This is a genomic window from Sphaerobacter thermophilus DSM 20745 (assembly GCF_000024985.1).
Lineage (GTDB): Bacteria > Chloroflexota > Chloroflexia > Thermomicrobiales > Thermomicrobiaceae > Sphaerobacter > Sphaerobacter thermophilus.
Window position 1 is genome coordinate 1965887 of sequence record NC_013523.1, and the last position, 20482, is coordinate 1986368.

Here is a 20482-nt window from a genome sequence, read left to right on the forward strand (position 1 = left end):
CGCCGGGTGGGAGGAAACGCGTGAGCATTCTCGTCGATCGCCAGACACGCCTGCTGGTTCAGGGCATCACCGGCCGGGAAGGGTCCTTCCACACCGCGCAGATGATCGAATACGGCACCAACGTGGTCGCCGGGGTCACCCCCGGCGGCGCGGGCAAGACGGTGCACGGCGTCCCGGTGTTCAACACGGTTGAGGAGGCCGTGCGCGAGACCGGCGCCAACACCTCGATCATCTACGTCCCCGCCCGCTTCGCGCCGGACGCCATCTACGAGGCCGTGGATGCCGGGATCGCGCTTGTCGTCTGCATCACTGAGAACATCCCGACGCTCGACATGGTCAAGGTCTACCACCACGTCAAGCAGTCGGGCAGCCGGCTGATCGGGCCGAACTGCCCCGGGTTGATCACCCCGGGTCAGGCCAAGGTCGGCATCATGCCGGGCTACATCCACACGCCCGGCCCGGTCGGGGTCGTCTCTCGCAGTGGCACGCTGACCTATGAGGTCGTGCACGCACTGACCCAGGCCGGCCTCGGGCAGAGCACCGCAGTCGGCATCGGCGGCGACCCGATCATCGGTACCTCGTTCGTCGATGTGCTGGGGATGTTCGAGGCTGACCCGGCCACCCGCGCCATCGTGATGATCGGGGAGATCGGCGGCACCGACGAAGAGAAGGCAGCCGAGTACATCAAGGCACACGTCACCAAGCCGGTCGTCGGCTTCATCGCCGGGCGCACCGCACCGCCAGGCAAGCGCATGGGGCACGCCGGAGCCATCATCTCCGGCGGCCAGGGCACTGCGGCCGAGAAGATCGCTGCCCTCAACGCGGCGGGCGTGCCGGTCGCCGAGAGCGCCCAGCAGGTGGCCGAACTCGTGCGCGAGGCGCTCGGGTAGGATCCGTCACCCGTCATACGTCAGGCGTCACACAACGGGTGCGGGAGGATGATCAGATCCTCCCGCACCCGTCTTGCCATATCCGCGGAGTGCCGGCTGACGGGTGACGTATGACGCATGACGCATCACGCGTTCACCTCTCCCGGAACGGGTCGTAGAAGTCGTACCCCTGCTCCTCGGCGCCCGAGCGGAAGCCGCCCGCGAGCGGGGAGCCGAGCCGCGGATCCAACAGCCGCGCGGCGATGTCGCGCACCGTGGCATGCGGGCTCTCCGACGCGGCCTGCGCCGCCACAGGCGTGCGGTGCCGCGTCCACAGCAGCCCGGCCGCGTCTTCGGCCAATTCCTGCACCGGGTGCCGCACGAACGTGGTCAGCACCGGCTCGATCTGCGCCGTGGTCAACCACTCGCCCAGCGCCAGCAACGCACTGCGGCGCGCCGGGAGCGGTTCCGCCTCACTCACCAGGAGCGCCAGCGCGTCCTCGGCCGCACGCTCCGGATCCTCAGTGAAGGCACACGCCCAGGCGGCGGCCCGTACCCGCACCGCAGAGTCCCGCACCCAGCGCGCCGTGTCGGCCAGGAGCATGTCCGGCGCTTCATCAGCCGCAACCTCGGCGGCCAGACCACGGATCTCCTCGTCCGGATCCGCCAACGCAGCCAGCACCAGCGCGCGGCGGCCGTCGTCCGGCAGTGATCCAGGGCCGTATGGATCGAGCACCAGGAGGTAGAGGGTCGTCTCGCGAGCCACGGGCGTGCCCTCCCGGAAGACGCGCAGCGCCGCATCCCGCACGGTATCCGGCCCGGCCGTAGCCAGCCGCTCCCAGAGCACTCCCGCGGCGTTGCTTCCGGCGAGGAAGGGAGCGCGCTCGACCAGCTCGCTCACCGGCAAGGCACGGACGACCGCGGCGGTCGTCCGGTCGCGCCGCTCAGGAACGAAGTCCGCCTCGTACGTCAGGAGCCAATCGGCCACGGCGGCTGCGGTGGCAGGGTCAAGGCGGGGCAGGATCTCTCCCCGAAGCCAGCGGCGTGCGGTCGGCTCCTCCAGGAGCACGCCGAGCACGCGCGCTCGTTCCTCAGTCGGGAGATGGGCGACATGCTCCGCCGCTCCCGGGTCTGGTGACTCACCGGCCCGGAGGCGCGCCAGTATGCCGTCGATGTCGCTGGGGTCGTGTGGTCGGGTCATCATGGCCTCGTCCCCGATTGTACCCGACCGGCACGGCGCGGGCCCGTGCGTAGTGTGGTCTTGCCGGGAACGCGGATATCGAGTATATGGTGGGGCAGACGAGCGAAACAGTGGGAAGCGCAGGCCGATCCGACCCCCGCCGCGCAACGGCGGCCGGGTCGCTGGCAGCCTAATGGCAACACCGGTGGAGGAACAGCATGAGGCGCAACCGCGGGTTCGCCCGCGACGACGACGGCGCCATGGCGTCCGGAGTCCGCTCGGTCCGGCGCGCGCGAGCCAGCAGTAACGACCTCGAGCTTGCCCGCGAGCTGTGGGAGCCGATCGTCTGCCCGGAGTGCGGGACCGACCACCCTGATACCGTCGCTATCCGCCTCAAGCGGACGGGCAACAGCATCGAAGCCCGCTGCTCCGACTGCGGTGCGGTGGCGGCCCGGTTCACGGCAGGGCTCTGGACCTCCTGAGCGGGCGGCCCCACCCCCGAGCCACGTCGAGTACACTACGAGGCGATCCGGCGCCGCTGACTGCCTTCGGTCGAGCATGCCGGCGGCCCGGTCTGCACCGTGCGGCGACCCTTCGGGATCGAGATTGCGACGTGTCGATCGGTGCTGGCTGACCCTCGTCTGGCGCACGCCGAACGCTCGCTCGACAGCCGGGCGCCCTCCAGGGTGGGCGACGCCCTTGCCGTCGTCACCCTCGTGCTGCTGGCCATCCTCCTCAACTGGCAAACCTTCCAGGTTCCCCAAGGACTGCCGGCCAGCGGCGATGGCTCCGATCTCTGGGTCACGCATTGGGGCCAGACGGCCTTTCTGAAGCAGGCCGTCGCCGAGACCGGCGCGATCCCGCTCTGGAACCCGCATCTGATGAGCGGGCGGCCCTTCGCCGCGGACCCACTGGCGGCGCTCTTCTATCCGCCCACACACCTCGTCCATCTGCTGCCGCTCCGCGAGTTCTTCCTCCTAGTGCTGGTCGGCCACCTGGCCTTTGCGGGCGTCGGCGCCTACGCGCTGGCCCGCCTGGGGGTGCGCCTCGGCACAGGCGCCGCCCTGCTCGTCGGCATCGCCTTTATGTGGAGTCCACGGCTCATCGGCCACTACGGTGCCGGTCATCTGACGATGACAATGGCCGCCGCCTGGCTCCCGTGGGTCGCACTCGCGCTCGTGCTCGCGATCCGCCGAGGGCCCATCTGGGTCGCCCCCGCCGGGCTCGCCCTCGGGCTGGCGATCCTGGCCGGGCACCCGCAGATCGCGTTCTATCACCTGCTCATGGTCGGCGCGCTGACCGCCGGCGGGCTGGTGTGGGCTGCCCAGCAGGAGCCGACGGGGCGGGTGCGCCTCCGTGCCGCGCTGCGGGTCGCCGGTATCGGCGTGGGCACCGTCGCCATCGGCGCCCTTGTCGGTGCGGCACTCCTCATCCCGGCACTGGAGTTCACTCACCAGTCGTTGCGCGAGGGCGGGCTAACCGTCGAGGATCGACTGGCGCCGCTCGATCTGCTCCGCTACCTGCTTGCTGTGCCCCTGGATGGGGCGACACCCCACGAGAAGACCTTCGTACCCGGCATCCCGGTCTTGTTCCTGTTCCCGCTCGCCTTCCTCCGCCGGCGTGCACTGGCCGCGCTCCTCACCGTGGCGGTCTGCCTCACCGCCGTGCTGGCGATGGGCGCCGCCACGCCACTCCTGCCCTTCCTGGCCGAGCATGTCCCCGGCTTCGGCTACTTCCGCGCTCCGGCGCGCATCTGGTTCCTCGGGACATTGACACTCGCCCTGTTGGCCGGATTGGGCTTCGAGGCGCTCCTGGGCGGCCGCCCGCACCTGCGCCTCCTCCAACCCGCGGTGATCCTGCTCCTCGCCGTCAACCTCTGGGCAGTCGACGAGCCCCTCCTGCACGTCCGCAGCGCCGACATCGGATACACCCCGTCCCGTCTCGAAGCCGTCGCCGCGGCCCTGGCGGGGGACACCCGCGTCTACGGGGTGCAGCGGAACATCCGCCAGGCGGTCCTCCCCGCGCTGGACCTCGAACTCGCCGACGGGCAGGACCCGCTCCAGATCGCACGATACGCGGGCTTCATGCAGCTCGCAGGCGGCTACCGGTTCGACGGCTACGCGCTGGCTATCCCGCCCTTTGAGGTCTACGACCCCGAGTGGCCCACGCACCAGGACGCCCAGCCGCGCGCGCGCCTCCTCGGCCTGCTCAACGTCGGCATCGTGGCCTCGCGCGCGCCACTGGATGACCCCGAGCTGGACCACATCGCCACCATCGGCGACACCTTCCTCTACCGCAACGACGCGGTCATGCCGCGCGCCTTCGTCGTCCCCGCTTCGCTGGGTGCGGCACTGGCCGGCGCCACGCCGGAGCACCTCGCCCGGCTCGCGATGGACGGCGCCGTCGCACCTGATCCGGCGACCGGAGGCGCGACGGTGACCATGCAGACCTCCGACCGCCTCGTGGTGCAGGTGGACCTCGCCACGGACGGGTACCTCGTGGTGGGCACCCCCTGGTACCCCGGCTGGGAGGCACGCATCGACGGGCGCCGCGCCACGCTCGATCAGGTGGGCGGCGTACTGCAAGGGGTCAGCGTCCCCGCGGGTATCCACATCGTCGAGATCGTCTACCGCCCTCGCTCGGTTTGGATCGGGTTGGCGCTGTGTGTGAGCGGGTTGATCCTGGCCGGGATCTGGACCCTGATCGCCGCCCGCGCCGCCCGCCGCGCGCCCCACCCTCCCAAGGCGACACTGTGATACGATCCCGGCGAGGATCACCACCCACGGCGGAGCGAGGGCACCACAGCCACATGCGCGTCGATGTCATCGAAGTCTGGAACGTGATCGAGCGCGACCTACCGGACCTTCAGCAGCAGATCGAAACGATCCTGCGCGAGTACGAGAGCGGAGGCACGGCATGACGCTGACGAGGACCTTGGCCGAGTTCATCACCGCCACGCGTTTCGACGACCTGCCCACGGAGGCCGTCGTCATGACGCGCCGCTCGATCCTCGACTGGCTCGGCTCTGCGCTCCGCGGTGGAACCACCGAACCCGCGCGCATCGCGCACAAGGTAGCGAGCCGGGCGATGCCCGGCAAGGACTCGACGGTGCTGGCAACCGGTGAGACACTCTCGGCTCTCGGCGCCGCCTTCGTCAACGGCACCGCGTCGCATATCATCGAGTTGGACGATCTCCACCAGGCCTCAACGTTCCACCCGGCTGCACCGATCATCCCGGCCGCGCTCGCTGTCGCCGAGCGGCGCAATGCCCGCGGCAGAGACCTCATCCGCGCGGTCGCCCTGGGCTACGACGTGGGGATCCGCGTGGCCGAGGCAGTCAACCCCTCGCACTACCGGTACTGGCACCCGACCGCCACCTGCGGCGTCTTCGGTGCCGCGGCCGCGGCCAGCGCGCTGCTCGATCTGTCGCCCGAGCAGGTTGTCCATGCCCTCGGCACCGCAGGCACCCAGGCTGGCGGACTCTGGGAGTTCCTTGCCGACGGCGCGATGTCGAAGCATTTGCACGCCGGGATGGCTGCCCACGACGGGATCCTCTCGGCCGACCTCGCCGCTGCCGGGTTCACCGGCGCAACACGCATCCTCGAAGGCCCGCGCGGCTTCTTCGCCGCCACAGCCGACCCGGCCCACCCCGAGCGGGTCACCGCCGGGCTCGGCCGTGACTTCAAGATCGTGGAGAACGGTTTCAAGCTCCACGCCTGCTGCGGTCACACCCACACCGCCGTCGATGCCGCCCTGCTGCTGCGCGAGCGCATCGCCGGGCGGCCGATCGAGCGAGTCGACATCGACACCTACCGGGTGGCCCTCGACATCACCGACAACCCGGCGCCGCGCACCCCGTACGAGGCGAAGTTCAGCATCCAGTACGCGGTAGCTGTCGCGCTCCTCGACGGCCGGGCCGGTCTGGAGCAGTTCACCGAGGAGCGGCTCGCCGGCGACGACATCGGCGCGCTTCTGTCCCGCACGAGTGCATCAGAGAACCCCGAGCGCACCGCCAGGTACCCTGCCGTCTGGGCCTCTCACGTTCGGGTGACGCTGTCGGACGGCACGGTGCTGGAAGAGACGGTCGAGCACCCCAAGGGGATGCCGGCCAACCCGCTCACCGACGACGAGGTCGCGGCCAAGTTCCACGACCTTGCCGATCCCGTGGTCGGACACCACACCGCGGCCCGGCTGGTTGAAGAGGTGAACCGCCTGCCGGATGATCCGCCGGTGGTGGACCTGATCCTGCCGCTGGTTCAGCGGCTGCCGGTCATCTAGCTGTACGTGAAGCGCAGGGTACGGGTGCGAGACGGGCGAAGGGGCGGCCCTCGGTGACCGTGTTGATCGATACCACAACGCGCGTGCTCGTCCAGGGGATCACCGAGGACGCAGCGGCTGCCCTCACCGAGCAGATGCTGGCCTACGGCACACCGGTCGTGGCCGGGGTCGCCCCCGGACGCTATGGCGATCGTGTGGCAGGAGTGCCGGTCTACAACTCTGTGGCCGACGCCGTCCTCTTCCACCAGCCGAGCGCCACGTTGATCGCGGTACCGCCGGACGCCGTGCTCGACGCCGCGCTGGAGGCACTCTCCCACGACATCCGCCTGCTCCTGATCGCCACCGAGTTCGTCCCGGAGAGAGATGTCCAGCGCCTGCTCGGCTGGGCGCGCGACAGCGCGGCCCGCGTGCTCGGCCCCGGCTCGGCCGGGATCATCGCCCCGGCGGCACGCCTGCGGATCGGCACGATCGGCGGGGAAAACCCCGACCGCAACTTTTCCCCCGGCAGGGTAGGTGTCATCGCGCCGGGCGCCACGCTGGCCGCCGACATCGCCGCGCTGACCCGGCGGCTCGGCATCGGCATCAGCACCGCCGTGAGCACGGGCACGGCTCCGATGGTGGTGACGACCCCGGCGTCCCTGCTCCCCCTCTTCGAGCGAGACGACGCGACCGCAGGCGTCGTGCTCGCGGGAAACGCCGCCTGGGCGGAGGAGGTCGCCGACGCCATCATGGCTCAGCGGTACACCAAGCCACTCATCGTGGCGTCTACCGACGGCGCCCCTGACGGAACGGATGCGCTGCTCGACGCAGGGGCGCTCGTGGCGGAGGAGTGGGAAGACCTCGTCCAGTACCTCAGCCTGACTTTTCGGGGCGTCCCCTACTTCGGCGACGACTGATGTATACGTGAGCGGCCCTCACCCCCGACCCCTCTCCCAACGTTGGGACAGGGGGGCTATGTGCGGGAGATCCGGGATGGACGCCGACGCTCCAGTGGCTAGCGCCCCTGCCACTGCGGCTTGCGCTTCTCCAGGAAGGCACGCACCCCCTCGCGGAAGTCCTCGCTCATGTAGCACCGCAGGATCAGTTCTTCGCTGCGCTCGGGGCGCCGGTGCGCCAGCACGCGACGCACGGACTCCTTGGTGACCTGGATCGTCAGCGGGGCGTTGGCCGCGATCTGCTCGGCCACCTCGGTCACCCGCGCTTCCAGCTCTTCCGGCGCGACGATCTCGTTGACCAGCCCGATCGCCTTAGCCTCCTCAGCGCCCACCATACGCGCGGTAAAGATGATCTCCTTCGTCCGCGCCGGACCGATCAGGTCCACCAGCCGGGAGTAGTTGTTCATCGAGAGGCAGTTGCCGAGCGTCCGCGCGATCGGGATCCCGAAGCGGGCGTCGGGCGTGCAGATGCGCAGGTCGCAGGCGAGGGCAATGCTCGCGCCGCCCCCGACGGCGTAGCCACGCACCATGGCGATCGTCGGCCGCGCCAGCGCCTCCAGCCGTCCGATCACGCCGTCGATCCGCGCCTCATAGTCGAGCGCATGCTGCGGCTCGGTGAAGGTCTGGAACTGGCTAATGTCAGTTCCGGCGACGAACGCCTTGTCCCCCGCGCCGGTCAGCACCAGCACCCGCACCTCCGGATCGGCTTCCACCGCGTCGCAGATGCGGGCCAGCCCGTCGTACATGGCAAAGGTCATCGCGTTGCGGGACTCCGGCCGGTTGAACGTCACCCAGGCGACCGGCCCCCGCCGCTCGAACAACAGATCAGGCGTTCCCGTATCCATGGCGCTCCTTCCGATGAATTCATGCTTCATACGTCATGCGTGATGCGTCCCCCTCACCCCCGGCCCCTCTCGGACGGAGCCCCACCAGGGGAGAGGGGAGCAAGACGGAACACGGAACACGGAACACGCAATACGCACTACGCAATACGGGTGACGCATGACGTATGACGCATCACTCACGACGAACCCTCTTCACCGCTCTCTGCGAGCTTCGGTCGGGGGATCGTCGGCGCATGGCCCCGCTTGTAGACCATGATCGTCCGCTTGAACGTGATGACCACCACCCCGTCCTGGTTGTAACCGGTCGTCCGCACCGTCACGATACCCACGTTCGGCCGCGACTTCGACTCCCGCTTGCTCAGCACCTCAGACTGGGAGTAGATCGTGTCCCCCTCGAAAACCGGGTGCGGCAGCCGCACCTCATCCCAGCCGAGGTTGGCGAAGACATTCTGCGAAATGTCCATCACGCTCTGGCCAGTGACCAGCGCCAGCGTGAAAGTCGAGTCGACCAGCGGCCGCCCGAACTCGGTCTGCGCCGAGTAGTAGTGGTCGAAGTGAATCGGCGCCGTGTTCTGCGTCAGCAGAGTGAACCAGATGTTGTCGGTCGTGGTGACCGTGCGTCCCAGCGGGTGCTGGTAGACATCCCCGACCTCGAAGTCCTCGTAGAACCGTCCGCTCCAGCCTGGCTTCTCAGCCATGCACAAGAGTCCTTTCAGTCCGGCACATCCTGCGTCATACGTGATGCGTGTTCCGTCCTGCTCCCCTCTCCCCTGGTGGGGCTCCGTCCGAGAGGGGCCAGGGGTGAGGGGGACGGTTGACGCATGACGTATGACGTCCTCCTCACACGACCCCCTCGTCCCGCAGGCGCGCGATGGCCGCGGCGTCGTACCCGAGCGTCGCAAGGATGGCATCGGTGTGCGCCCCGAGCGCGGGGATCGCACCCATCGCCGGTGTGACGCCCTCCATGACGACCGGTGGCAACAGCGCACGCAGTGGCCCCACGGGAGAGTCGATCTCGGTCCAGCGGTCTCGCGCCGCGAGCTGGGGATGATCGATGAACTCCTGTACCGTGCGCATCCGCGCGTTGGCGATCCCGGCTCGCTCCAGCCGCTCCACCACCTCGTCGGCACTCAGCCCGCCAAAGGCGGCTTCGATCACCTCGGCCAGCGCCTTGCGATTGGCGACCCGGTCGGGGTTGGTAGCGAAACGCGGGTCGGTGGCAACCTCCGGCTGCTCCAACACCACCTCGCAGAAGCGCACCCACTCCCGTTCGTTCTGGATCGAGAGATGCACCAGCGCGCCGTCCCCGGCCGGATACGGGCCGTACGGCGCGATCGTCGGGTGGCTGGCCGCGCTGCGCACCGGCTGCTGCCCGGTGTAGGCCGTGGTGTACATCGGGTGGCTCATCCACTCGCCCAGGGCGTCGAACAGCGACACCTCCAGCGCCGCGCCCTCGCCGGTCCGCTCGCGCTGGTAGAGCGCGGCCAGGATGCCGGAGTAGGCGTACATGCCACCGGCGATGTCGGCCACCGAGATCCCGGCCCGCGACGGCGCCTCCGGCGTGCCGGTGACGGACACCAGCCCCGTCTCGCACTGGATCAGGAGGTCGTAGGCCTTCTTGTCCCGGTAGGGCCCACTCGACCCGTAGCCCGAGACAGCGCACGTGATGAGGCGCGGGTAGCGGGCGCGTACCGTCTCGGCCCCGAAGCCGAGCCGCTCCACCGCGCCCGGCGCCAGGTTGTGAACGAAGACGTCGGCCCCCGCCAGCAACCCATCGAGGATGCGCACCCCTTCCGGGTGCTTGAGGTTGAGCGTCAGCGACTCTTTGCCCCGGTTGAGCCAGACGAAGTAGGCAGACAGCCCCCGCACCGCCGCGTCATAACCGCGGGCGAAGTCGCCGCTTCCCGGGCGCTCGATCTTGATGACCCGCGCGCCGAGATCGGCCAACTGCCGCGTGGCGAACGGCGCGGCGACCGCTTGCTCCAGAGCGACGACGGTGATCCCTTCAAGCGGCAGCATCAGAACGACCTCGGCATTCCCAGCACATGCTGGCCGATGTACGACAGGATCAGGTTCGTCGAGATGGGCGCCACCTGGTACAGCCGCGTCTCACGGAACTTGCGCTCGATATCGTACTCCTTGGCAAAGCCGTAGCCGCCGTGCGTCTGGATGGCGACGTTGGCTGCCTCCCAGGAGGCATCTGCCGCCAGCAGCTTCGCCATGTTCGCCTCCGCACCGCACGGCTCGCCCCGGTCGAACTTCGCCGCCGCGTCGTAGCGCATCAGGTCGGCGGCGCGCAGGTGGACGTAGGCCTGGGCGATCGGGAACTGCACCCCTTGGTTCTGCCCGATCGGCCGGCCGAACACCACGCGCTCGGAGGCGTACTTCGTCGAGCGGTCGATGAACCAGTAGCCGTCCCCGATGCACTCGGCGGCGATCAGGATCCGCTCGGCGTTCATCCCGTCGAGGATGTAGCGGAACCCCTGTCCCTCTTCGCCGATCAGGTTCTCCGCCGGGACCTCCAGGTTGTCAAAGAAGACGGCGTTCGTCTCGTGGTTCATCATCGTCTCGATCGGCTGGACTTCCATCCCATGGCCGATCGCCTCCCGCAGGTCGACCAGGAAGACGGACAGCCCCTCCGACCGCTTCTTCACCTGATCGCGCGGCGTGGTGCGTGCGAGCAGGATCATCAGGTCGGAGTGCTGCACCCGCGAGGTAAAGACCTTCTGCCCGCTGATCACGTAGCGGTCCCCACGGCGCACGGCCGTCGTCTTGATCTGGGTCGTATCGGTGCCCGCGTCCGGCTCGGTCACGCCGAAGGCTTGCAGTCGCAGTTCGCCGGTGGCGATCTTGGGCAGATACTTCCGCTTCTGTTCCTCCGAGCCGTGCCGCAAGAGCGTGCCCATGGTGTACATCTGCGCGTGGCAGGCACCGGCGTTGCCCCCGGAGCGGTTGACCTCCTCCAGGATGATCGACGCCTCGGTGACGCCGAAGCCGAGCCCGCCGTACTCCTCGGGAATCAGGGCGGCGAGGAAGCTCGCGTCGGTCATCGCCTTGACGAATTCCTCGGGATAAGCCGACGCTGCGTCCTTCTCGCGCCAGTACTCATCGGGGAAACGCTGGCACAACTCCCGCACCGCGCGGCGCAGGTCTCGATGCAGCTCATTCTCGGTCACGCTCGACCGCTCCCTCTCCTATCCACTCCACGGCAAGAAGCGCCCCTCGCCCACTATAGCGCACACCCGGCGCGATGCATGCCCCCTGGAACGCGAGCGCCGCTCCTTACGAAGAAGCCAGGAGGCACGAGGGCCGCCGCAGACTGATATCGCGCTGACATTACGGACAGTACCCTTGACACCGTGGCCACAATAGTGCATTGTTACGCCCACTTGCCGGGCAAGGTCCGGTAGGGAGTGTGTATTCCGCGGATCAGAGCGAATGGAAGGGTAAACAGGTGGGTCAATCGGCTCTCCGCTTCAGGCGCAGGTGCAGCTTCGAGATGCTCAGGTGTGACGCTGAGTCTCGTAGGTTGGCCTGTGTTGTGGAGGGAGAGAAGCGATGGCCACCCAAACCCGGATCGCGAAGTTTGACCTTCTTACCGACGATGATCTGACCCCGCATCAGGCGGTGGCGCTGATCGAGCGCGCCGCCGAACTGAAGGCCCAGCGAGCCGCGGGCGAACTCCACGACCACCTCCTCCGCGGCAAGACCCTCGCGATGATCTTCGAGAAACCCTCAACCCGGACCCGGGTGGCATTCGAAGCCGGGGTCGCACAGCTTGGTGGTCACGCCCTGTACCTCTCGACCAACGACCTGCAACTCGGCCGGGGTGAGACGATCGCCGACACCGCTCGGGTCCTCTCGCGCTACGTCGACGCCATCATGGCACGGGTGTTCAAGCACGAGGATCTGGAAGCTCTGGCGGCCGCGGCGACGATACCGGTGATCAACGGTCTGTCCGACCTCGCCCACCCGACGCAGGCGCTGGCCGACATGCTGACGGTCAAGGAGCACCTCGGGGGCTGGAGCGGCCGGAAGCTGACCTACGTCGGCAACGCCAACAACATGGTCCACTCCCTGCTCCTGGCCGGGGCGCTCGTCGGCCTCGACGTCTGTGTCGCCTGCCCGGCCGCGTCGCGCCCGAACCCGGACATCCTGGCCCGCGCGACGGCTATCGGCGCCACCACCGGCGCGACGATCTCGGTGGTGGACGACCCGCGCGAGGGCGTGGCCGGTGCCGACATCGTCTACACCGATGTCTGGGTCAGCATGGGCCAGGAGGTGGCACCGGAGGTACTGGAGGCTCTCAAGCCGTTCCAGGTCAACACCGAGTTGATGGCCTACGCCAAGCCCGGCGCACTCTTCATGCACTGCCTCCCGATGTACCGGGGCAACGAGGTCACGGCTGAGGTGGCCGACGGCCCGGCGTCCATCATCTTCGACCAGACCGAGAACCGCCTGCACCTGCACAAGGCGCTGCTGGTCGAAATGATCAGCGACCACGTCGACAGCATCTTCGCCTAAGGCGCGACGCGGGGCGGCCACACGGCCGCCCCGCGCCTCCGCGATCCCCATACCCTGGCCTGGGCACCCACCGGCCGGGGTTATGCCTGGCCGACGACGCCGATTTCCAGCCGCCGTCGGGCCGCGTCGATCATCGCCCGCGCCATCGACTCGCTCACCGCGCCGCTATCGACGATCTTGCCGCTGGCATCACGCACGATGCTGTCCCACCGCGTCGCGCGCCCGTCCTCGCCGATGCCGATCACCGCGTCGTAGCCGAAGACCTCCACGATCCGCCCGTTGCCCAGGTCGCACAGTTCCTGGTGGACCAGTCGTGGCCCACTCGTTGCACGCATCTGCCGCTCCTCGTCAACGTCCAAACCGACCCCCTCGAAACCCACCGCAACCACGGTCGCGCTCCGTGACAGGCACACCGGCCACACCCCAGCGCGGGTGCCCTTCCGCCGGGGACGGGCCTTCTCGGCTCGCCCTGGTAGGTTCATCTCACCTAACGATTAGCCGCGCTCCTGGTTGCGGGGTGGAGCAGCCAATTCGGTGTGCCCCGGCAGCGCGACGGCACCCGCGTTCACACGGCTATCTGCGGCTCCACGAGCGCAAGCCGGTGCTACAATGCCGCCATCGACTCACCGAGCGCAGCCGCCGCTGGGCTGCGCCTGGACGAATCGCCGAGCGCAGGGGGCTGGTCATGACGCTGTTCGGGAGTGAGATCGTCGGCCGACCGCTGGATGAGGTCGATACGCCGGCTCTGGTGATTGACGCGGATGCGATGGAGCGAAACATCGCCCGCATGGCGGCCTTCTTTGCGGAGCGACCGGCGAAGCTCCGCCCGCACGCCAAGACCCACAAGTCGCCGATCATCGCCCACAAGCAGCTCGAGGCCGGCGCGGTCGGCATCACCTGCGCGAAGCTCGGCGAGGCCGAGGCCCTGGTCGAGGGTGGCATCAAAGACATCCTGATCGCGAACCAGATCGTCGGGCCGGTCAAGATCGCGCGGCTGGTCCGGCTGGCACGGCACGCCAACCTCGCGGTCGCGGTGGACGACCTGGACAACGCCCGGCAGATCTCGGAGGCCGCGGTGGCAGCCGGGTCGACCGTACGGGTGCTGGTCGAGGTGAACGTCGGCATGAACCGCTGCGGGGTCGAGCCGGGCGCGCCGGCGGTGGAGCTGGCCCAGCGGGTCGCGTCGCTGCCCGGCCTGCACTTCTTCGGCCTGCAGGGGTACGAAGGCCACCTGGTCGGCGTGCCGGATCGGGCCGAGCGGGAGCGCCGGGTACGCGAGGCGATGGCGCCGCTGATCGAGACCCGGCGCATGATCGAGGCGGCGGGGATCCCGGTCGAGGTCGTCAGCGGCGGCGGCACCGGCACCTTTGACATCACCAGCACTATCGAGGGCTTCGACGAGGTCCAGGCCGGCTCCTACGTCTTCATGGACGCCTGGTACCGCCAGGTCGAGGGACCGGACACCGCCTTCGAGCCGGCCCTGTTCCTCTGGTCCACGATCGTCAGCCGGCCCGCACCCGACCGCGCGGTCGGCGACATCGGGCTGAAGACGGCGACGCCCAAGCACGGACTGCCCACCGCCTTCGGTATCGAAGGAGTGGAAACGCTGTCACTGTCCGAGGAGCACGTCAAGCTGCGCGTGGAGGGAGAAGCGCGCTCGCTGCGCCCGGGAGACAAGATCCGCTTCGTGCCGGGCCATGTCTGCACGACCGTGAACCTCCACGACTGCTATGTGGTCGTGCGCGGTGGCATCGTGGAAGCCGTGTGGCCGGTTGCCGCACGCGGCCGGGCCACCTGACGGAGGTCGTCCGTGGCCGGGAGCGGGGTCCGCGGCGCGATCGCGGGCACGGTGGTCTTCCTGGCGGCCTTGATCGCCGCGATGGCGGGGATGATGCTGGTGGCACCGTTCGGACTGACGGTGCCGGAGGCGGTCGTCTGGCCCCTGGCGGTCGGCTTCGGCGCGCTTGTGGCGGCTCTGGCGGGTGGCTGGGCTGCCAACGCGGTCGCCGTCGATCGCTCGCGCAGCCGCTTCTACGCCATCAGCGGCGCGACCGAGGCCGCCGCCGTCCTGGTGATCACCGTCACCACCGTGCTGCGCCTGACCGCCGCCGGTGACTTCCTCCCCAACCTCTTCTCCCTGATCGTCATCACCGCCGCCGTGCTGGCGCTGATCGTCAACGCCGTCGTCTGGCGCTACCGCGGCAAGACCTCCAGCCTCCGGCGCGACCTGACCGCGACCGCCGGGCTGCTCGCCCTGGGCATCGTTTTCGTCCTCACCGGGATCACCGTCACCTGCTCCGTCACCACCTGCACGCCATAACCATTCCGGTTCCGCCTCGACGTGCGGAAACCCAAAAGCACTGGCGACCTCGCCCGGTCCTCTGTACATCGCTCCCCTCTCCCAACGTTGGGAGAGGGGTCGGGGGTGAGGGCCGCTCCTCGGCGCCTGCTCCTTGCTGGCATCCGCGCCCGTGGTGAATGATTGTGCCCAGGAAGCCTGTCCAGGCGCTGAGTGGGGGTGAGCACTTGTCGACCGCGGCACAGATCTTACTCGGGAAAGGAGTCTACCGGACTCCCGACGGTAAGCGGGCGGCGCGCTACGCCGGAGCCATACCGCGGCTGGTAGGCAGCATCATCGACTGGTTCATCTGCTTCTTCTGGTTCATCTTCTCCGCGCTGGGCTCAAGTTTCCTCTGGAACACCTTCGCCGGTCCCGAGGCCGAGGAGGAGGCAGGGCTGGCCGGCTGGGCCTGGCTCGCGGTCGTCGCGATCGGCGTCGTCGCATACTTCACCCTGACCGTCGCGCGCGGCGGCACCGTCGGCATGCGCATCCTTCAACTCCGCATCCTCGACCCGGAGACCGGCGAGCCTCCTCGCCGCTCACGTGCGTTGATCCGGGCGCTAATGGCCGCAACCCTGGGAGGGGCATTCCTGGTCCTTGCCAACTTCGTGCTCAGCGGCAGAAGCGCCACATCAGAGACCACGGCCGGCTACGCGCTGCTCATCACCTCGTTCTTGCTGCTGATAGCCGGGATGTGGAGCCACCTCTACGCACTGTTCGACCCGCGCGGCCAGACCCTCCAGGATCGCCTGGCAGGTGTCGTCGTCGTGATCAGGATGGTCGACATCCCCGAGGATCTCGTCATATTCGACCGCCCCGACACGCCGGGCTCCGAACCCGAGCCGCCGCCTGCACCCGCGAAGGCAGAGCCGCGCCCCAACCGCAAGAACCGCAAGCGCCGCCGGCGGTGAATGGCCTTTGACGAAATACTCGGGCACACCAGCCACGTGAGACGGGCTGGAGACGTTGCGCCTCTTTCGTGCCGTCTCGCGGACCAGGGAACACGCCTGTGCCAGGCCCGCGAGGGGTGAGGCTGAAACTACGGAACCTACGACCGCACGTTGAGGTCGAAAAGGTGGCTGAGCGCCTGGGCGTAGTCGTCGCGGGTCTCGGGGTCGGCCTCGCGCAGGCGCGTGACCGGTTCGTGCACGATCTTGTTGACCAGCCCGTGGGCCAGCGCGCGGACGACTTCCCGGTCGCGCTCGCTGAGGTGGCCGAGGCGCCGCAGGGCACGCTCCACTTCCTGCTGTTGCACGGCCTCGACCCGCTCGCGCAAGCCGCGGATGACCGGTACGGCCTCGCGGCCGTGGCACCAGGCGGTGAAGGCGGCGACCTCCTCCTCGATGATCGCTTCGACCTGGGGAATGACCTCCTGCCGCTCGCGGAGGTTCTCCTCGCGGATGTCGTGCAGCGCGTCGATGTCGCGGAGGTATACGCCAGGCAACGTGGCCGCGATCGGGTCCACGTCGCGCGGGACGGCGATGTCGATCAGGAGGAGCGGGCGGCCGTTCCGCTGCGCCGCCACCGGCTCCAGCCGGTCGCGCGTCAGCACCGGTTCACGGGCACCGGTCGCGGTGACGGCGATGTCGGCATCATACAGTGCGGAGTCCAGGTCCTCCCACGGCACGACGCGACCGCCGATCTCGCGGGCGACCAGTGCCGCACGCTCCGGCGAGCGGTTGCAGACGGCGACATCCCGCGCGCCGTGTGCCACCAGATTCCGTGCGACCAGTTGCCCCATCTCCCCGACGCCGATCACCAGCGCCCGCCGGCCATCCAGATCACCCAGGATCGAGCGCGCCAGTTCCACGGCCGCATGGCTGACCGACCCGGCGCCGCGGCTGATGGCGGTCTCACTGCGAGCGCGCTTGCCCGCGACGACCGCGTAGGTGAAGAGCCGCGAGAGGATCGGCCCGATTGCCCCGGCGCCGCGCGCCCACTCCGCTGCCGTGCGCACCTGCCCAAGGATCTGCGGCTCGCCGACGACCAGCGACTCCAGCCCCGCCGCGACGCGGAACAGGTAGCGCGCCGCATCCGCGCCGGTCAGGCAGCGGGTGTGGGCCGCGAGGGTGTCCTCCGCCAGCCCGGCCCGCGCGGCAATGAGGGGCAGGGCACGGGCCGCGGCCTCTGCCGACCGGCCGAGCAGGTAGATCTCCGTGCGGTTGCACGTGACGAGAGGAACGACCTCCTCCGCGACCGGTTGGAGATCAGCCACCAGAGCACCGAGCGCCGCGTCGTCGAACGCCAGCCGCTCGCGCACGTCGAGCGGTGCGCTGCGGTGCGTCACAGCCAGGAGCGTCAGGTGCGACAGGATCATTCCGTGCTCGTCCTCCGGCGACTTCAGGCCGCCGCCTCCCGCATCGCCGCCATGGCCGCCTCGGCGGTCTGCTCCAGGTCCTCGGCTGTATGCGCCAGCGACACAAAGGCGGCCTCGAACTGCGACGGAGCCAGGTAGACGCCGCGCGCGAGCATCGCCTGGTGGAAGCGGGCGTAGCGTGTCGTGTCGGCAGCGGTGGCGCTGGCGTAGTCCGTGACCGGCCCCTCAGTGAAGAAGCCGGTCAGCATCGAGCCGACCCGGTTGACGGTCAGCGGCACACCCGCCGCCTCGGCGGCGCGGGTCATCCCCTCGGCGAGCTGAGCGCCAAGCGCCTCCAACCGCTCGTACATGCCCGGCTCGCGCAACAGCTCCAGCGTGGCGATCCCTGCCGCCATCGCCAGTGGGTTCCCCGAGAGCGTCCCCGCCTGGTAGACCGGCCCCAGCGGCGCCATCTGCTCCATCAAGTCACGCCGCCCGCCGTAGGCACCAACCGGCAGCCCGCCACCGATGATCTTGCCCAGGCAGGTCAGGTCGGGCAGCACGCCGTAGCGTTCCTGCGCCCCACCCGGCGCCACCCGGAACCCGGTGATGACCTCGTCGAAGATCAGCAGCGCGCCGTGCTCCCGGGTGATCTCGCGGAGCCCTTCAAGAAACCCTTCGGCGGGCGGGATGACTCCCATGTTCCCCGCCACGGGCTCGACGATCACCGCCGCGATCTGGTCGCCGCTCTCCGCGAAGGCCGCACGCACGGCATCGAGGTCGTTGTACGGCAGCGAGATCGTATCGGCCGCGGTGCCGGCGGTGACCCCCGGCCCGCTTGGGATGCCGAGCGTCAGCACGCCCGAGCCGGCCGTCGAGAGCAGCGCGTCGGCGTGCCCGTGGTAGCAGCCGGCGAACTTGACGATCTTGTCCCGGCCGGTGGCGCCGCGCGCCAGCCGGAGGGCAGACATCGTCGCCTCGGTGCCCGAGTTGACGAATCGCACCATCTCGATCGACGGCACCATCTCGACCACCAGCCGCGCCAGCTCCGTCTCCGCCTCGGTCGGCGCGCCGTAGCTGGTACCCCGGTCGACCGCCTCGTGCAGCCGCGCGGTGACGGCCGGGTGGGCGTGACCGGCGATGAGCGGCCCCCACGAGCAGACGTAGTCGATGTAAACGTTGCCGTCGACGTCGGTCAGGCGCGAGCCTTGCCCTCGCTCGATGAAGGGCGGCGTGCCGCCCACAGCCCGGAAGGCCCGCACCGGGCTGTTCACCCCGCCCGGCATGTAGCGCTGCGCCTCGGCAAATGCCCGCTCCGAACGCGTCATCCCCTGCCCTCCAATGGACCCTCGTACCCCGCCTCCACCTCTGTCAGTCGCCCGGCTCAGCGACCCGCACCGCGCTCGGCACCCCGGCCTCTTCGGCCAGCCAGCGAGCAGCCTCCTTGGCGTGATAGGTGATGATCGCCCCGGCCCCCGCACGCTTGATCGCGGTCAAGGCCTCAAGCACGGCGCGCCGCTCGTCGATCCACCCGTTCAATGCGGCGGCCTTCAACATGCTGTACTCGCCGCTCACGTTGTACGCCAGCACCGGCACGTCGAAGCGCACCCTGGCCTCGGCAACCACGTCGAGGTACGGCAGCGCGGGCTTGACGATGATGGCGTCGGCCCCCTCCTCGATGTCGGTAGCGATCTCCGCCAGCGCCTCACGCCGGTTGCCCGGGTCCATCTGGTGCGAGCGCCGGTCACCGAAGCTCGGTGTCGATTCAGCCGCGTCGCGGAAGGGACCGTAGAAGGCGGAGGCGTACTTCGCGGCGTAAGAGATGATCGGCGTCTGGGTGAACCCGGCCTCGTCCAGCGCGCGCCGGATCACCTTCACCCGGCCGTCCATCATGTCCGACGGCGCAACGGCGTCGGCTCCGGCCGCGGCCTGGGAGACGGCGGTCCGGGCCAGCAACTCCAGCGTCGGGTCGTTGGCGACCTCGCCGTCGATCAGGATGCCGCAGTGGCCGTGGTCGGTGTACTCGCAGTTGCAGACGTCGGTGATGACCACGAGATCGCGATCGACCGCCTTGATCGCCCGCACCGCTTCCTGCACGACGCCGTGCTCGTCGTAGGCGCCGCTGGCAACAGCATCCTTCGTCTCCGGAATGCCGAAGAGCAGCACCGCGCCGATGCCGTGCCGTCGCAGATCCTCCACCTCGGCCGGGAGTTGATCGACGCTGATCTGGTCAACCCCCGGCATCGAGGGCACCGGGCGGCGCACTCCACGCCCGTAGGTGATGAAGAGGGGATAAATGAAGTCGTCCGCCGACAGGCGCGTCTCGCGCACCAGGCGCCGCAGGCCCTCCGTCCGGCGCAACCGGCGGAAGCGGCGGAACGACAGGTCGCTCGGATCGGGCAGGCTCATGCGCGGCTCCTCTCTGCATCGGCCACTAGCGCGGCAACCAGTCCGGGAATCGTGTGTTCCTCGGCGACCAGATCCACCCGCAGGCCCACCTCGCGCGCGGTCGCGGCGGTGATCGGGCCGATGCAGGCAACCCGCGCGCGGTTGATGAGGTCGACCCGCCCGGACGCGAGCGCCACGAGGTTACGCGCCGTCGAGGAACTGGTCAGCGTCACGACGTCGATCTCCCCCGCCTCCAGCGCGCGCAGCCCCGGCGCGTCGGGCGGGATCTCGGTCCGGTAGGCGACGACGACGTCGACCGTGGCGCCCACCGAGCGAAGGCCGTTCGGCAGGACATCCCGCGCGTGCTCGGCGCGCGGCAGCAGCACCCGCTGCCCGGCGACGCCGCGCGTGATCAGCCCCTCCAGCAGCGCCTCGGCGACGAACCGGTCCGGCACGTAGTCAACGCGCACCCCTCGCGCACGCAGGCGCTCGGCCGTCGCCGTCCCGATCGCCGCCACGCGCGTTGCCTCGAACGCCCGGGCGTCCAGACCCAGCGCATCGAGCCGGGCGAACACCGCCTCAACCGTGTTGCTGCTGGTGAACAGCACCCAGTCGTACTCGGGCAACCGCCGCAGCGCGTCATCCAGCGGGGCAACATCATCCGGCGGGACGATCTGGATCACCGCCACCTCGACCGGCTCCGCCCCTGCGGCCCGCAGGCGGGCGCTCAGATCGCCCGCCTGACCGGCAGCGCGAGTGACGAGCACCCGCAGCCCTGCCAGAGGGCCGCACGCGGACTCCGCCGGGATGACACCGCCTTCCATGA

Annotated in this window: 19 protein-coding genes; 9 read left to right on the forward strand and 10 right to left on the reverse strand. The window is 69.4% G+C overall.

The features are described from left to right. Nucleotides 1-20 precede the first annotated feature (20 nt). Complete coding sequence (sucD, locus tag STHE_RS09025; RefSeq protein ID WP_012872264.1) at nucleotides 21-890, forward strand: succinate--CoA ligase subunit alpha; 870 nt, start codon at nucleotides 21-23, stop codon at nucleotides 888-890. A 133-nt stretch (nucleotides 891-1023) separates the two neighbouring features. Here the strand turns inward: sucD and STHE_RS09030 are convergent, their stop codons facing one another. Then, nucleotides 1024-2073, reverse strand: a complete 1050-nt coding sequence (locus STHE_RS09030; protein ID WP_148219944.1) for a hypothetical protein — start codon at nucleotides 2071-2073, stop codon at nucleotides 1024-1026. 194 nt (nucleotides 2074-2267) lie between these two features. On the opposite strand from STHE_RS09030, the gene STHE_RS09035 reads away from it, so the two are divergent. The 4 genes from STHE_RS09035 (at nucleotide 2268) to STHE_RS09050 (ending at nucleotide 7223) form a co-directional block, all read left to right on the forward strand. Beyond that, nucleotides 2268-2531, forward strand: a complete 264-nt coding sequence (locus STHE_RS09035; protein WP_012872266.1) for a hypothetical protein — start codon at nucleotides 2268-2270, stop codon at nucleotides 2529-2531. Nucleotides 2532-2672: 141 nt separating this feature from the next. Continuing rightward, complete coding sequence (locus STHE_RS09040) at nucleotides 2673-4805, forward strand: YfhO family protein (RefSeq protein WP_041398967.1); 2133 nt, start codon at nucleotides 2673-2675, stop codon at nucleotides 4803-4805. A gap of 160 nt (nucleotides 4806-4965) precedes the next feature. After that, nucleotides 4966-6327: an MmgE/PrpD family protein gene (locus tag STHE_RS09045; protein WP_012872268.1), complete on the forward strand. Its 1362-nt coding sequence runs from the start codon at nucleotides 4966-4968 to the stop codon at nucleotides 6325-6327. A gap of 53 nt (nucleotides 6328-6380) precedes the next feature. Continuing rightward, complete coding sequence (locus STHE_RS09050; RefSeq protein WP_012872269.1) at nucleotides 6381-7223, forward strand: CoA-binding protein; 843 nt, start codon at nucleotides 6381-6383, stop codon at nucleotides 7221-7223. A gap of 98 nt (nucleotides 7224-7321) precedes the next feature. Here STHE_RS09050 and STHE_RS09055 read toward each other — a convergent pair whose 3' ends face one another. The 4 genes from STHE_RS09055 to STHE_RS09070 all read right to left on the reverse strand — a co-directional run bounded on the left by STHE_RS09055 (nucleotide 7322) and on the right by STHE_RS09070 (nucleotide 11283). Further along, on the reverse strand, nucleotides 7322-8107 hold the full coding sequence (locus STHE_RS09055; RefSeq protein ID WP_012872270.1) for an enoyl-CoA hydratase/isomerase family protein: 786 nt from the start codon (nucleotides 8105-8107) through the stop codon (nucleotides 7322-7324). 176 nt (nucleotides 8108-8283) lie between these two features. Further along, nucleotides 8284-8805 (reverse strand): MaoC family dehydratase, encoded by a 522-nt coding sequence (locus tag STHE_RS09060; protein WP_012872271.1) that lies wholly within the window; start codon nucleotides 8803-8805, stop codon nucleotides 8284-8286. 142 nt (nucleotides 8806-8947) lie between these two features. After that, nucleotides 8948-10126 (reverse strand): CaiB/BaiF CoA transferase family protein, encoded by a 1179-nt coding sequence (locus tag STHE_RS09065; protein ID WP_012872272.1) that lies wholly within the window; start codon nucleotides 10124-10126, stop codon nucleotides 8948-8950. Then, nucleotides 10126-11283, reverse strand: coding sequence for an acyl-CoA dehydrogenase family protein (locus tag STHE_RS09070; protein ID WP_012872273.1), 1158 nt, complete (start codon nucleotides 11281-11283; stop codon nucleotides 10126-10128). Before STHE_RS09070 ends, STHE_RS09065 begins: the two co-directional genes overlap by 1 nt. A 382-nt stretch (nucleotides 11284-11665) precedes the next feature. Here STHE_RS09070 and argF point away from each other — a divergent pair, with 382 nt between their 5' ends. Then, nucleotides 11666-12631: an ornithine carbamoyltransferase gene (gene argF / locus STHE_RS09075; protein ID WP_012872274.1), complete on the forward strand. Its 966-nt coding sequence runs from the start codon at nucleotides 11666-11668 to the stop codon at nucleotides 12629-12631. Nucleotides 12632-12711: 80 nt separating this feature from the next. Here argF and STHE_RS09080 read toward each other — a convergent pair whose 3' ends face one another. After that, the gene (locus STHE_RS09080; RefSeq protein ID WP_148219945.1) at nucleotides 12712-12966 is read right to left on the reverse strand and encodes a hypothetical protein; all 255 of its coding nucleotides are present in this window, start codon (nucleotides 12964-12966) and stop codon (nucleotides 12712-12714) included. A gap of 350 nt (nucleotides 12967-13316) precedes the next feature. On the opposite strand from STHE_RS09080, the gene STHE_RS09085 reads away from it, so the two are divergent. From STHE_RS09085 to STHE_RS09095, 3 genes are all read left to right on the forward strand, one after another. Further along, a complete protein-coding gene (locus STHE_RS09085) occupies nucleotides 13317-14429 on the forward strand; it encodes a DSD1 family PLP-dependent enzyme (RefSeq protein ID WP_012872276.1) in 1113 nt (370 codons plus the stop codon). A gap of 12 nt (nucleotides 14430-14441) precedes the next feature. Then, nucleotides 14442-14951: a hypothetical protein gene (locus STHE_RS09090; protein ID WP_012872277.1), complete on the forward strand. Its 510-nt coding sequence runs from the start codon at nucleotides 14442-14444 to the stop codon at nucleotides 14949-14951. 206 nt (nucleotides 14952-15157) lie between these two features. Continuing rightward, a complete protein-coding gene (locus STHE_RS09095) occupies nucleotides 15158-15883 on the forward strand; it encodes an RDD family protein (protein WP_041398970.1) in 726 nt (241 codons plus the stop codon). A gap of 137 nt (nucleotides 15884-16020) precedes the next feature. Here STHE_RS09095 and hemA read toward each other — a convergent pair whose 3' ends face one another. The 4 genes from hemA to STHE_RS09115 are packed head-to-tail and all read right to left on the reverse strand — an operon-like array spanning nucleotide 16021 to nucleotide 20480. Then, on the reverse strand, nucleotides 16021-17289 hold the full coding sequence (gene hemA / locus STHE_RS09100) for a glutamyl-tRNA reductase (protein WP_012872279.1): 1269 nt from the start codon (nucleotides 17287-17289) through the stop codon (nucleotides 16021-16023). 23 nt (nucleotides 17290-17312) lie between these two features. After that, a complete protein-coding gene (gene hemL, locus STHE_RS09105; RefSeq protein ID WP_012872280.1) occupies nucleotides 17313-18596 on the reverse strand; it encodes a glutamate-1-semialdehyde 2,1-aminomutase in 1284 nt (427 codons plus the stop codon). Between the two features lie 43 nt (nucleotides 18597-18639). Further along, complete coding sequence (gene hemB, locus STHE_RS09110; RefSeq protein WP_012872281.1) at nucleotides 18640-19677, reverse strand: porphobilinogen synthase; 1038 nt, start codon at nucleotides 19675-19677, stop codon at nucleotides 18640-18642. Further along, on the reverse strand, nucleotides 19674-20480 hold the full coding sequence (locus tag STHE_RS09115; protein ID WP_012872282.1) for a uroporphyrinogen-III synthase: 807 nt from the start codon (nucleotides 20478-20480) through the stop codon (nucleotides 19674-19676). The genes hemB and STHE_RS09115 overlap by 4 nt, the downstream gene beginning before the upstream one ends. Between the last annotated feature and the right edge of the window lie 2 nt (nucleotides 20481-20482).

Excerpts from the sequence above, each read along its gene's own strand:
- STHE_RS09055 (WP_012872270.1), bottom strand. The coding sequence starts at position 8,107 with ATGGATACGGGAACGCCTGATCTGTTGTTCGAGCGGCGGGGGCCGGTC.
- STHE_RS09085 (WP_012872276.1), top strand. The coding sequence starts at position 13,317 with ATGACGCTGTTCGGGAGTGAGATCGTCGGCCGACCGCTGGATGAGGTC.
- hemL (WP_012872280.1), bottom strand. The coding sequence starts at position 18,596 with ATGACGCGTTCGGAGCGGGCATTTGCCGAGGCGCAGCGCTACATGCCG.
- hemA (WP_012872279.1), bottom strand. The coding sequence starts at position 17,289 with ATGATCCTGTCGCACCTGACGCTCCTGGCTGTGACGCACCGCAGCGCA.
- STHE_RS09115 (WP_012872282.1), bottom strand. The coding sequence starts at position 20,480 with ATGGAAGGCGGTGTCATCCCGGCGGAGTCCGCGTGCGGCCCTCTGGCA.
- STHE_RS09030 (WP_148219944.1), bottom strand. The coding sequence starts at position 2,073 with ATGATGACCCGACCACACGACCCCAGCGACATCGACGGCATACTGGCG.
- STHE_RS09035 (WP_012872266.1), top strand. The coding sequence starts at position 2,268 with ATGAGGCGCAACCGCGGGTTCGCCCGCGACGACGACGGCGCCATGGCG.
- hemB (WP_012872281.1), bottom strand. The coding sequence starts at position 19,677 with ATGAGCCTGCCCGATCCGAGCGACCTGTCGTTCCGCCGCTTCCGCCGG.
- STHE_RS09080 (WP_148219945.1), bottom strand. The coding sequence starts at position 12,966 with ATGCGTGCAACGAGTGGGCCACGACTGGTCCACCAGGAACTGTGCGAC.
- STHE_RS09045 (WP_012872268.1), top strand. The coding sequence starts at position 4,966 with ATGACGCTGACGAGGACCTTGGCCGAGTTCATCACCGCCACGCGTTTC.
- STHE_RS09060 (WP_012872271.1), bottom strand. The coding sequence starts at position 8,805 with ATGGCTGAGAAGCCAGGCTGGAGCGGACGGTTCTACGAGGACTTCGAG.
- STHE_RS09065 (WP_012872272.1), bottom strand. The coding sequence starts at position 10,126 with ATGCTGCCGCTTGAAGGGATCACCGTCGTCGCTCTGGAGCAAGCGGTC.
- argF (WP_012872274.1), top strand. The coding sequence starts at position 11,666 with ATGGCCACCCAAACCCGGATCGCGAAGTTTGACCTTCTTACCGACGAT.